The organism is Borrelia venezuelensis, assembly GCF_023035835.1.
GTDB classification, from domain to species: domain Bacteria; phylum Spirochaetota; class Spirochaetia; order Borreliales; family Borreliaceae; genus Borrelia; species Borrelia turicatae.
In genome coordinates this window covers 38,249-50,449 of the sequence record NZ_CP073223.1, presented here as the reverse complement: position 1 = coordinate 50,449, position 12,201 = coordinate 38,249, and the positions used below count along the sequence as shown (strand labels likewise).

The window sequence follows — 12,201 nt, the reverse complement described above, 5'->3', positions numbered from 1 at the left end:
GCATTCAGTAAAAGTGAACCCCGAAAAAAAGTCATTCAAGGATAATGGATATGGTTTGAGTTATTCAACCATGTTTGCTGATAATAATTTTTTGAGATCTTCTGTCAACCGCAAGGCACTTTCGACACGTCCAAGTCGCTCTAATCTTTTAAAGATTTTAAGAGATAGTAATTTAACATGTAGTGTATCTGATATAGCATCTATGTTAGATCGTCACAAAACATTTGTTAAGCATAAAAAAGAACTCTTTGAGGTGGAAACTAATGTAGAAAAAAAGAGAGTTAACTTTCCTTTGAATAAAATGAGCTCATTAGTAGATAGTTTAGCTACATATCATAATATTCTTACGGCCTTACAATACGAGGTTCAACCTGCATATATATTGATGGATCTATTATATATGTTAAATTTAGATGATCCTAGTTCTCGTAATTTAAAGAGCATAAATAGTTTTTTATCAATGTTAGATAGAATGTCAGATCTTACTACAAAAGTTGTATATGAGGATTTAACGAAATCACGATTAAAGTTGTTTTCTCAAGATGAGGCAACTATTGCTGTCATTTTTTGGACCTTAGAGAGATTTTTGAAAGGATGGAATCTTATTGGAACCACCGTTATAAAGATATTATATGAAATCAAAAATAAGCTAGATCAGGTAGATTTGCGATTTAGCGATAAAAAAGACATTTTAAATATGTTGATGAATCATTTTGATCTGAAGGAATTGAGATTGATTGCTTCAAATATTTATTCTATGGAACGCTATGTAAGCTTCATTTCTGAGTTATTGGCAGGCAAATTTTTTGCAGACGATTAAATATAAGTAATTAAATAAGTATTAAATAATTTGTTTTAGCACAAAGATAACAATACTCTTTATTTTTTGCAAGATATACGACTACTTATATAGGTAGTCGTATAATAAATAATATTAAAGTACATGAGCATAAATTAGGTAATCTTAAGACCTTTTTAGGTCAAGTATGTTTTAAAAAGTTGTAATAAACTTAAACAAAACTTATTATTAAATTGTAAATTAAGTTATAATTTAAATTACTTAAACTAAGGAAGATGATTTTAATGGTTCATATAGATGTGGACTGTTGATCATAAGTGTGGTATTTGATTGAATGTGTATTTGTTTTGCCTTATTTAAGTATATTATTTGTAAGTAATATGTGGTGAGACATACAGGGTATGTAATATATGTTGTTTGAAAATTGAAGTGACTTTGTCTTTTGATGCAAACACAGAAATTTTTTGTTAAAATTCATTGCGATGGTTGATTAATATTTTGAACATTAATTTAAAATCAAATTATTTAATAATTTGTATAGCAGTGTATAATAATAAAATTTGGTGTGCATTATACACTATATCTACATAGTAATGACTATGTAGTATTAAGTAGTATTAATTTTAAAAAGGAGAATGTATGAAAAATTTTGGCATAATATTATTGTGCGTATTATCGGTTGTATTCATAATATTTTATTGGAATCAAGACATGGGATATCGCTCAAGACTTCAGGAAGACTTAGCATTTACGAAAGCACAAATAGTTGCAGAAGAAGGGTTGTTTTCAGAAAATGAACCAGTTGCAGATTTTAAGTCCCTTCCACAAGATGAGAATGATGGAGTTGAGTATACAGAATTATCTGAAGATTTGCCACCAGTTTTGGTAGGAAGCAAAGAAGAATCTTTTGATGAGCTTGAACGAGTGGTGAGGGAGTCTAAGAATAAATTTTTAGATGCAAATTTTCAATTTACCCAAGGTAAACATCAGTTTAGTATTCCTTTTTTTAATCGATTTGCAAAATTTGATGGTGAAGATAAAAAGGACATAGTTTACGCATCGTTGGGGTATGATATTAAAGTTATTAAAAAATTAGAAACACTGATAAATAAAGTAGATCCGAATGTCCCTTCTTATTTAAGCGGGTTAGATAAGGGCATTGCTTCTAGTTTATTGGACATTTTATATAATGTTACGTATTATGTACGAGAAGTCGTGTTGAATAATCATTTAAATCTTTTCAATCTAGATAAAATGAAGAATAATGATGCCGTAATATCAGATAATATTATTGCTGTTAAGGATTTGTTAGAGACATTAATTCAATTAAGAGAGAAATTGATATTTAAATTGCATCGATATATCGTATTAGCAGAATCAAAATCTAATAAAGCGGCTATGGAAGCTGAACTGAAAAAAATTATTGATCAAAACGGGGAGATTAGACAGACACTTGGAAGGATGATGGTCATAACAAAAACGATTGAAGATTTAGTTAATGTGGCTTCAGAATCACAATAATTGAGATTTTTGTTATGTGATGTGCAAGTAATGATTTTCAAATGGGATTGTGATTGGCTTTTAGTGTTTTGCGGACATGGGTATATTAAATTAATCAAAAACTTTAAAAATTAATAAAAAGATGTAGGAGGAAAGAAAGGTTTTAAATGAAAAAGGTATTTATGGTATTGTGTACAATTGGTATCTTAGGATTGATTATGGGGTGTTTAGCGGGAGGTAAGGCAATAGGTGGGCAAAATCAGAAAGTTCGTGTTAATATCGGAGTATCATCTTCAATTCATGTAGATGGCTTACTTGAGCCTTTAATCGGTCAAATTTACAAAAAATTAAAAAGTAGAGTTAAAGGGTACAGAAAGGAATTTAGGGCTTGTCAGTTTAAATTTGAACAAGGACAGCATCAATTTAGTATTCCTGTTTTTGACAGATTGGTAAAATTTGGAACTGATGAGAAGCGGGATATGATCTATGCTACTTTGGGTTATGATGTTGATCTTATTAAAAAGTTAGAGACAATGATGAGTAAAATAACTTTAAAGGAAGCATATGAAAGTGGTTTGGCATCACATGTTATTGTTGAATTAGTAAATCGTTTATATGATATTACATATTATTTCAAATCAGTTTTGGTTGATCATTTAAATGATGTTAGTTTAGAACAACTAAGTTTGATCAAATCTAAGGAAGAGCTTGCTGAGCTTTATAATGCTCTTGAGAGACTGTCTAATTTAAGGACCAATGTGATGTCTCAAATTAGGACAGCTATCGAGTCAGCAATGAATTTTGAGTATAATAAAACAGCCATGTTAACTGAGCTTAAGGAAATTGTTGATTCTAAAAAATCGGTTTCTCAGTTAAGTTTAGAGATCATGCAAATAGGACATAAAATTCAATATTTCGTTGACGGGAAAGATGAGGAGATAGATGAGAGAGATTTATATTAAATTTGCTAATTTTTTGCAGTCAGTGTGTTTTGATAATAGAAACTTTTGCAGGGTTGAAGAGAGGTATAGGTGATTTCAATGAAAAAGATGTGTATGATTTTGTGTGCAATTAGTACATTGGGATTAGTGATGGGATGTGGACCCGGAAATAATGCAGTAGGTGGTTCCTTGACAAGAGATGTCATAGATAAGGAAGGTCGTTTTAAGGGCAAATTATCAGCTTTAACTCGTGTAGAGGGTTCCTCTGAGCATATACTTAAGACCTCAAAAGAGCAAATTTACGATAAACTGACAGGTGAGTTAGAAAAATATAGAAAAGCATTTAGAGCTGCTCAGTTTAGGTTTAGACGAGGTCATTATTATTTTCAGATGTCTTTTTTTGAAAAATTTCCCAAATTTAGTGGCTGGGATGAAAAGGACATAGTTTATGATACTTTAGGTTATGATGTTGGGCTTATTACAAAACTGGAAACCATTGTGAGTGCAATAACTCCCGCAACAGCTCCCACTTATTTTTCTGACAGACCAGCTACTATTGTTGCTAAGTTATTAGACATTTTATATAATACTACATTTTATATTAGAAGAGTTGTGGTTGACCATTTAAGTGATTTCAATCTAGAGCAATTGAAAGATAATAAATCTGCAGAAGAACTTACTACAATTTATAATGCTTTCAAAGAATTGTCGGATTTAAGGACCAATGCGATGTCTCAGATTAAGATAGCTATAGAGAAATCAGAGCCATTATGGCGTGATAGAGTAGTTATGACTGATGAGCTTAAAAAAATTACTGATAATGAGAGCTTAGTTCAAGATTTAAAGTTAAGGATTATGATAAAGGGACTTGAAATTAAATTTTATGTTAAAGTGGAATCACAGCAATAATAAATGTGATGGGTTTAAAACGTATGTATTTATTAGTATGTCTTTAAGCCTTTATAAACAGTAATGCTACTAGCGTATCACATTGTTGTTTCAGTTAAGGAGTTAGTTAAATGTGCTCAAATAGTAAATTTGAAGTTGATATTAGCTTTAGTTTATAATTGAGTATAAAATTATATTAGTGGCAGCAGTAAGTTCATAAAAAAGATATACAAATGCTGTATAGGTGAAAAAAGGAGAGTATGTATATGAAGAGACTTAGTGTGGTATGGGTAATTAGTGTTTTAAGTTTATTTTTAATGATGTGTGTGTCGTGTACATCAGGTTGTGAATCATTCTTGGGTCCGAAAGCGCATCGGGCTTACAGTAAATTCAAGAGTAAAGTCGATACTTACAGGAGCAAACTTGTAGCTGAACTTGAGTCAGTTCATCTGGATAGTGTTTTATTATTTAAAGATCAAACTTATTCTTCTGTATTATTACTAGCTGAAGAAGATTCTACCAAGCGTAGCATCATTACTACACTAGGGAATGATTTTAAAGTTATTGAGCGATTGAGAGAAGTATTCGATACGTTAGATTTGAAAAACAGGAGCAATTCTAATGATATTGCTATTGCTGTTAGTATTTTAAATCATTTAACTAGTGTTACAAATTTAGCAATTGCATTGTTCCATAAGCATTTAAGCAAGAGAAACTTGGCTAGAATTAGGAACAGTTTTCTTCTTGAGTTAGGTCTTGTTGATTTGCTTGATGAGATTACTTCTTATCTAGATCAGTTTATTCAAGGAAGGGACGATGTGATGTCTAAAATTAGAAGAGTAATAAAAACAGCAGCAGCAAAGCGAGGTGATAAATCGGCTATGATAGATTATTTAAAGACGCTTAGTGACGAGCAAGGAGATCTTTCAAAAGAAATTTTAGTTAGGCTTGTAGACAATGTGTTTAAAATTGAATTTAAACTGAAAGATACATTTAAATGGGATAGTTAAATAGTATTTAGAGTGATTTGTGTTTCTTTAAAGTAGAAAAAAGTCTATTTTTTGTCTTTTTATTTTGGATATTGTCATTTTTTTAATGAATTTTGGTTATTTAGTAATTTAAATTTATGCTAATTCTGAGAGTGAAATTATCTTTTTAAGATTAAAGTAATAAATGTTAATTATATTATATAATATATACATTCTAGTAATAGACTAGTTATAAATGGTGTGTGTAAAAAAAAGGAGAAATATATGGCCGAAAAAGATCAAGTTTTTAATAATCTTCGAAGGATATTAATCGAGTTTAGAGAAGAGCTTGAAAATGAACGGGCTGCATTTATTTCCAAAGAGGCTCAATTAAATATTGATTTCAAGGGAACATTAGAAAATATCGTTTATTATCAGTCAGATCGGGACAAAATTTATACGATGTTGGGATATGATTTTGAAATCATGGGCAAATTAGGTACAATATTTGATAAGTTAAATTTCAGACATGTAAGCGATAGAGATACAAGGGTTGTTACTAATTTTTTAAACGGGTTAATGCGTGTTGCATATTCAATTCAGACACTCTTTAAAGATGTTTTAAATCAAACAAAATTAGAGATGCTTAAGTCTAGAGATGTAGGTGACTTTGAGAAAATTATTCAGTATCTAGTTCAGTTTATAGAGATGGTAAAAGATTTGATGTCTCGGGTTAAGGCTATTATATTATCGGCTTCATCAAAGACTAATGAAGACGATATATTAAATGAGTTAAATAAAGTTATCTCTAGTTCAGATGCAAAGCTTAATAGGGGAATGCGTAGTATTCATTATCTTTTATTTGATATCATGGAGTTAGTTGATCTTTTATAATAAATTGCAGGAAATTGTTATTTTTTTTAAGTAAGAGAGAATTTTCATAAGGGGTAATATTTTTAAAATAAATAATGTTAATTATTTGTTGTTTTTGTTTTTAATATTAATTATGTAATATATTATGTTATATATTTAATTATAAACAATAATAAAAAATAATAAAGATGTGAACGCGACAAAATAGTAGATGGTATGTGTAGGAAAAAGGAGAAATGTATGAATGAAGTAGATACAGCTTTTGAGAGCCTTACTAATGTACTGATAAGATTTAAAGAAGAACTTGAAAATGAACGAGTTGCATTTTCTCCCAAAGAGTTGAATGTTTATTTCAAGGGAGCATTAAATGAGGTTTATTATCCATCAGATATTGGGGAAGTTTATGAGGCATTAGGGTATGATGTTGAGGTTATTCGTAGCTTAGGTCAAGTGTTTGCTAAGTTGAACTTCAAACATCTAGGTGATAGAGATACAAGGGTTGTTACTAATTTATTAAACGGGTTAATGCATATTGCGCATTCAATTCAGACTCTTTTTGAGGATGTTTTAAATGGATTAAAATTAGAAATGCTTAAGTCTAGAGATGCAAAATACCTTAATATAATTACTCAGTATTTAGTTCAGTTTATAGAGATGGTAAAAGGTTTAGTACCTCAACTTAAGTCTGTTATATTATCAGCTGCATCAAAAACCAATGAAGATGATATATTAAATGAGTTAAATAGAGTTATCTCTAATTCGGATGCTAGGCTTAATAAGGGGATGCGCAATATTCATTATCTTTTATTTGATATCATAGAGTTAGTTGATCTTTTATAATGATTTGTAGGAAAGCATTATTGTTTTATTATTTATTCAAATAAATTTTGTGTTAAGAGTTTATATTATAATGCAGATTAAATATAGATAATAAAGATATATATTAATTGATATTTACATGTTACACAATTGTATATGTAGAAGTATATGTAGAAAAAGGGAGACAGATGAATGAAGTAAATACAGTTTTTGGTGTACTTAATAAAGTATTGGTGGAGTTCAAAGGAGAACTTGAAAATAAACGTGTTGCATTTGTTCTCAAGGAAGGGCAATTGAATATTAATTTAAGTGGAGTATTAAGTGAAGTTTATTATCCATCAGATGTGGGGGAAGTTTATAAGGCATTGGGGTATGATGTTGAGGTTATTTGTAGCTTAGGTCAAGTATTTGCTAAGTTGAACTTCAAACATCTAGGTGATAGAGATACAAGAACTGTTACTAGTTTATTAAACGGTTTAATGCATATTGCCCGTTCAATTCAGATTTTTTTTGAGGATGTTTTAAATGAATCAAAATTAGAGATGCTTAAGTTTAGAGATGTAGATGACCTTAATATAATTACTCAGTGTTTAGTTCAGTTTATAGAGATGGTAAAAGGTTTAGTACCTCAACTTAAGTCTGTTATATTATCAGCTGCATCAAAAACTAGTGCAAAGGATGTGGTAAAGGCGTTAAATGGGGGTATTCTTGCTAACCAGTATGTGATGCTTAATAGTATGCTCCGCAATATTCATGGTCTTTTGTTTGATATTATAGCATGGGTTGAGCTTGATATGATTATTGTTTAAGAGAGGATGATTTTTATTTTAGTTTTTATAAGTGCAAGTAAGTACTTTGAAGGTAAAGGTTTATATTTTGTAGATAAAGAATAGTGATTAATTAGTATATAAGAGATATAAGAGAAAATCTTTTATTTAAGAGAATTTAAGGTGTATATAATGAGTATTATTATATGCTGTATGTTATGTAGTAATATGGATATTATGTATGTTATATATATGTGAAAATGATAATTAAGAGGAGAATTTGTATGAGTATGAAAAGGTTTAGTATGATATTGTGCATGATGGGTTTAGTGTTGGGATGTACTGCTTATGGTAGGAGTGCCACAGTGTTAATGAAAGGTAAAAGAGTCGAAGAACCTTTTTCAATATCTATGTTGGTACCATTTTTACAAGATACGACAAGTAAAGCTTATAATGATTTAAAGTCATTAGTAGAGTATTTTAGAAATCAGCTTGTATATGAATATTTCAGTAATACAACCGGTATACCTTTTGTAATTGATGCTTTTAGCAATTCTATTGTCCAGCAATTATCAGCCTATGGTATAACAGATTATGGTATATCTAAGAAGGATAGTAAGAGTTATAGCATTTATATAGCTTTAGGATGTGATCTTAAACTTATGCAAGCATTAAAGAACATACTTGCTGAATTAAACCTTAAACCAGGTTCCGATAACGGAGATAGAGATATAGCCATTGCTGCTATGTTGTTATTTAATTTAGAACAGGTTTCATATTATACTTTCCTTTTAGAGAATAGCTTGAGTGATGAAAAATTAAATGAAGTTAGGACTAGCAGTATAGCAACAATAGAGAGTATTTCTCAGATTACTTCTTGGCTATTTTCGTTTATGCAAGCAAGAGATGAGTTAATTAGAGATTTTAGAAAGGTTATAAGTGGGGCAGAAGTAGTAAGAGATAATAGACAATTAATGGAAGCTGAGCTTAAAAAGATTGTTAATGATGGCAAAATTAAGAGCAAAATTAGCGATATTAGTAGTTTGGTAAGAGATATTCAAAATTTAATTACTCAGATTACAAAAGTTATGCCTTAATTTTATTATTATTCTATTCATAGGTAAATTTATGTATTTAAGAGGAGAAATATTATGAAAAAAGTTGGTATGGTATTGTATATATTTGTCCTACTGGCTTGTGAGCAAGGGGACCCGGATAGCTCAGGATTTGACAAAGTGGACAGCAATTTGAAAAAAAATGTAGGTCCATGTGATCAAAAAATGATTTTAAGACCAGTAGAACAGATAGAGGTTGATTCCAGACATGTAGCTTTTTATAAACTTTACAAAATGGTAAATGAATATAAAGAGTTTCTTAATAATAGAACATTTCAAGGTTTAGATTATAAGCTTGTATTTAAATTTCCTATAGCACAAATATTTCCAGTCTATAAGAATGCAGATTTCATTTATGAAGGTTTAAATTATAATCCTATTGCTATTGATAGCTTGGAGTTAATATTGTATACATTGAACTTGGACGTTAATATTATTAATCAAGATTTATTGCAGACTTCCCAATTATTAGAGTATATATCAGATAGTGCAAGATTGTTTAAGACGCTTCTAAATGATAATTTAGATGAGGCAACCTTAGAGCGGCTTAAGGTTAGTAAGACAGCTGAAGAGCTTACTAAAATTAATTTTCATTTAGGTGAGGCTATGAATTATAGGAGGCAGTTTATAAAACAACTTTCAATAGCGTTAATCAAAATTGCAGTGAAGGATGCTAATAGGGATTTTGTTTTCGAGAGACTGACTAATGATATTGTTGGCCAAGGCGATGGCCTTAGGCATGGAGATCTTGTTGAGTTAAGTCCTTCGATTAGTCGAGACACTATTAATTTACTTTATGTCAGTATGAAAAGAAAAGTAGATATAGTTTTGTGTTTGATTAAGAATTAAATTACTGTGATTTTTTTTGAGTCTTTAATTTGCTTTTTGACACTTTAATTTTTTAAGTAATCTTTAGGTATCTTATTACCATAAGATCTTATTGTATAAATGTAATTATATTATATAGTATTAGGTATTAAAATATATTTAGTATAAATAGATATTGAATTATTGAGCATTTATGCGTAATAAAAGGGCTTTAGGGAAAGTTTATTCAAGTTTTGTTGCAATTAAAATTATGATTTTTCATTAAATTATTATTGAAATTTTGGATAAATTAAATTATTGATATATTTATTTATTATAAATATATATTACTTATTATATAATATGCAATATTATACAGTATACAGACTATAATAAGGAGGAGTATATGAAAGAATCCAGTTTAGTTATGGGTGTGATTTCTTACAATCTAGAAGGAATTGCAAAGGACAAATCAGTTGAACAATCATTGAGTGTAAGAGGTCACTCAAGTAATAATGAATGTGCACAACAATCGTTTAATATAAGTTTTAATATAAGTTCCAAAGATAGAGCTTACTATGCATTAAAGACAAGAGTAGGTTCTTACAAAGAGGAGCTTAAAGATGCACACAATCATTTTGATTTAGGTAAGCTTTTATTGAATATTCCTTTCAAAAAAATCTCACCAGATTTTATTGCTTCAGATAAACAAGATAAAGTTTATGCTGGGCTGGGGTATGATGCTGATGTTATTAAACAATTAGGAAGGGTACTTAGTAAATTGGATTTCAACGGTCCCTATTTCATCAATACTGATGCAAGTATTGCTCATAATTTATTGGTAATTTTAAATAGTATTACGGATTATATCAGAACCGTTGTAAATTATTATTTAAGTGATGAAAACTTATCTCAAATTCGAGCTACCAAGAATGAATCAAAGATTAATGAAATTAATACCAATTTAGAAGAATTTATTAATATAAGCAAAGATTGTGTTTCTAAAGTTAAATTACAGATAACATTTTTAGAATCAAGAATGACTAGAGAAGCTGTGTTATCAGGAATAAAGGAAATTGTTGATTATGAGGGAGAGATTGGACGAGCAGTTAGTTTAATGAGTACAATTGCAGTCACAATTTGGAGTCTTTGTTAATGTTAGGTTAAGTTGAAAGTGAGTATTTCAACGCATATTTTTAAGTTCGAGGTAAGTTAAGTGGGATAAGAATAGTGTTATTTTGAAATAGAGTGTAAAGTATGGTATGGGATAATTCAAGACTGGTTAATAAACTAGTTTGGAGACATTTAATAAAGTATTTGCAATGAATTAAAAAACTCTAGCTAGAAGAGCAATTCAAATTCAATAAATTTAAAATTCATAATTTATCTTAGACAAATCATTTAAGATTATTATAATTTGACGTTAAATCAGCTTCTAGGTTTTTCTTTTGTATAAATTCATGTTATAATAAATATATTATTATAACGTATATCATATAATACATAATATTATATGATGTGAAGTTTAAAAAAGGAGGAGTATATGAAAAAGATTAGTATAATTTTTTATTCGTTGTATTGCTTGGGTGTGATGTCTTGTGAACAAGATAGTTCAATGTCCTTAGATAAAGGTTCAGTTATAAAGGGTTTAGATAATCTTGCAAGGACCTACTTGGGCTCAGACAAAACAGAGAAGGGTGCTGAAAGTTTGAAAGGTGTGAAAGGTGCGACAGAGGAGAGTGATGTAAAAAAATCCTTTGTAGTTCCAGAAAAAAAACCAGGAGATGCCCTAAGAGAGGATTTAGCAAAAGGTGTAGGAACAATCTCAAAAAATGATCCAAAAGAGGATTTGGCAAAAACATCAAAAGAAGTTAAGGGGAATACACCAGAGAATGATTTAGAAGAAGTGTACACTAAGCTTGAAGGAAGTGTAACTAATTACAGAGCACAACTTAACAATGCACGTAGTCAATTTGATCCAAATCATCATTTATTACATGTTCCTTTTAATAAGGTAAACGCAAGATTTGCTGCTCTAGATCAACAGGCAGATATTTATGCTGCTTTAACACATGATGTTAAAACTATTAGAGATTTGGAAAGTGTATTAAATAGGTTAAATTTACAAAGAGAACTTCCTTTTTCACAGAAAAATAGTACAATCTCTGAGAATAACCTTGCTGATAACTTATTAATGCTCATATGGCAGGTTGGCTATTTCACTAGAAAAGTTATTGATGTTCATTTAAGTAGTGGTAACTTAAATCGAATTAAGGCTAGCAATGATGTAGATAAGCTTATTAAAATTGATGATTTTTTGAAGAAATTTATTAGAGTGAGATCCAATGCAGTACAGGTAATTCAAGAGCAAATAAGATTATTAGTCTCAAAAAGTGATAAGACAGAGCTGTTAGAGGCAATAAAGAGCACTGTTGGTTTAAATGATGATGTTGGTGCTAAAGGAATTCAGAAGGTATCTTATTTGATTGTAAGACTGGAAGGTGATATACAATTATTGATTAATTGAAGACTAATTAGTTTGTTAATTAGATTTGGGAGTTAATTTTAACTCCCATTTTTTTTGCATAATAATTTATATTGAATTTGTGTTTATCTTTATATTTGTATTTTTTTTAATTTTATCCAAAACAAAAAGTATAAAAAAGACAAAATTTTTTATTGTATTTTACTTAAATTACTATGTAAATATCATTCTGTTGCATT

The 12,201-nt window shown here is 29.4% G+C and carries 12 protein-coding genes; all 12 read left to right on the top strand.

Annotation, left to right across the window (positions count from 1 at the left end; translation table 11 throughout):
• The first annotated feature begins 13 nt into the window (after positions 1–13).
• Positions 14–820, top strand: a complete 807-nt coding sequence (locus bvRMA01_RS04845) for a hypothetical protein (protein ID WP_247032557.1) — start codon at positions 14–16, stop codon at positions 818–820.
• A gap of 618 nt (positions 821–1,438) precedes the next feature.
• On the top strand, positions 1,439–2,320 hold the full coding sequence (locus bvRMA01_RS04840) for a hypothetical protein (protein WP_247032556.1): 882 nt from the start codon (positions 1,439–1,441) through the stop codon (positions 2,318–2,320).
• Between the two features lie 146 nt (positions 2,321–2,466).
• Positions 2,467–3,261 (top strand): virulence associated lipoprotein, encoded by a 795-nt coding sequence (locus tag bvRMA01_RS04835; protein WP_247032555.1) that lies wholly within the window; start codon positions 2,467–2,469, stop codon positions 3,259–3,261.
• Positions 3,262–3,339: 78 nt separating this feature from the next.
• The gene (locus bvRMA01_RS04830; protein ID WP_247032554.1) at positions 3,340–4,149 is read left to right on the top strand and encodes a hypothetical protein; all 810 of its coding nucleotides are present in this window, start codon (positions 3,340–3,342) and stop codon (positions 4,147–4,149) included.
• Positions 4,150–4,394: 245 nt separating this feature from the next.
• Positions 4,395–5,138, top strand: coding sequence for a hypothetical protein (locus bvRMA01_RS04825; RefSeq protein ID WP_247032553.1), 744 nt, complete (start codon positions 4,395–4,397; stop codon positions 5,136–5,138).
• A 243-nt stretch (positions 5,139–5,381) separates the two neighbouring features.
• Positions 5,382–5,990: a hypothetical protein gene (locus tag bvRMA01_RS04820; RefSeq protein ID WP_247032552.1), complete on the top strand. Its 609-nt coding sequence runs from the start codon at positions 5,382–5,384 to the stop codon at positions 5,988–5,990.
• Positions 5,991–6,209: 219 nt separating this feature from the next.
• Positions 6,210–6,809: a hypothetical protein gene (locus bvRMA01_RS04815; protein ID WP_020282274.1), complete on the top strand. Its 600-nt coding sequence runs from the start codon at positions 6,210–6,212 to the stop codon at positions 6,807–6,809.
• A gap of 167 nt (positions 6,810–6,976) precedes the next feature.
• A complete protein-coding gene (locus bvRMA01_RS04810; protein WP_247032550.1) occupies positions 6,977–7,597 on the top strand; it encodes a virulence associated lipoprotein in 621 nt (206 codons plus the stop codon).
• 248 nt (positions 7,598–7,845) lie between these two features.
• Entirely contained in the window at positions 7,846–8,652 is an 807-nt protein-coding gene (locus tag bvRMA01_RS04805; RefSeq protein WP_247032548.1) for a hypothetical protein, read from the top strand.
• A 54-nt stretch (positions 8,653–8,706) separates the two neighbouring features.
• Positions 8,707–9,519, top strand: a complete 813-nt coding sequence (locus bvRMA01_RS04800; RefSeq protein WP_247032546.1) for a hypothetical protein — start codon at positions 8,707–8,709, stop codon at positions 9,517–9,519.
• Positions 9,520–9,883: 364 nt separating this feature from the next.
• Positions 9,884–10,633, top strand: coding sequence for a hypothetical protein (locus tag bvRMA01_RS04795; RefSeq protein ID WP_247032544.1), 750 nt, complete (start codon positions 9,884–9,886; stop codon positions 10,631–10,633).
• A 387-nt stretch (positions 10,634–11,020) separates the two neighbouring features.
• Positions 11,021–12,004 carry a hypothetical protein gene (locus bvRMA01_RS04790; protein ID WP_247032542.1) on the top strand — a complete coding sequence of 328 codons (984 nt, stop codon included), beginning with the start codon at positions 11,021–11,023 and terminating at the stop codon, positions 12,002–12,004.
• Positions 12,005–12,201 lie beyond the last annotated feature (197 nt).

Coding starts and splice junctions, on each gene's coding strand:
- bvRMA01_RS04835 (WP_247032555.1), top strand. CDS start 2,467: ATGAAAAAGGTATTTATGGTATTGTGTACAATTGGTATCTTAGGATTG.
- bvRMA01_RS04810 (WP_247032550.1), top strand. CDS start 6,977: ATGAATGAAGTAAATACAGTTTTTGGTGTACTTAATAAAGTATTGGTG.
- bvRMA01_RS04795 (WP_247032544.1), top strand. CDS start 9,884: ATGAAAGAATCCAGTTTAGTTATGGGTGTGATTTCTTACAATCTAGAA.
- bvRMA01_RS04815 (WP_020282274.1), top strand. CDS start 6,210: ATGAATGAAGTAGATACAGCTTTTGAGAGCCTTACTAATGTACTGATA.
- bvRMA01_RS04820 (WP_247032552.1), top strand. CDS start 5,382: ATGGCCGAAAAAGATCAAGTTTTTAATAATCTTCGAAGGATATTAATC.
- bvRMA01_RS04830 (WP_247032554.1), top strand. CDS start 3,340: ATGAAAAAGATGTGTATGATTTTGTGTGCAATTAGTACATTGGGATTA.
- bvRMA01_RS04825 (WP_247032553.1), top strand. CDS start 4,395: ATGAAGAGACTTAGTGTGGTATGGGTAATTAGTGTTTTAAGTTTATTT.
- bvRMA01_RS04790 (WP_247032542.1), top strand. CDS start 11,021: ATGAAAAAGATTAGTATAATTTTTTATTCGTTGTATTGCTTGGGTGTG.
- bvRMA01_RS04805 (WP_247032548.1), top strand. CDS start 7,846: ATGAAAAGGTTTAGTATGATATTGTGCATGATGGGTTTAGTGTTGGGA.
- bvRMA01_RS04800 (WP_247032546.1), top strand. CDS start 8,707: ATGAAAAAAGTTGGTATGGTATTGTATATATTTGTCCTACTGGCTTGT.
- bvRMA01_RS04840 (WP_247032556.1), top strand. CDS start 1,439: ATGAAAAATTTTGGCATAATATTATTGTGCGTATTATCGGTTGTATTC.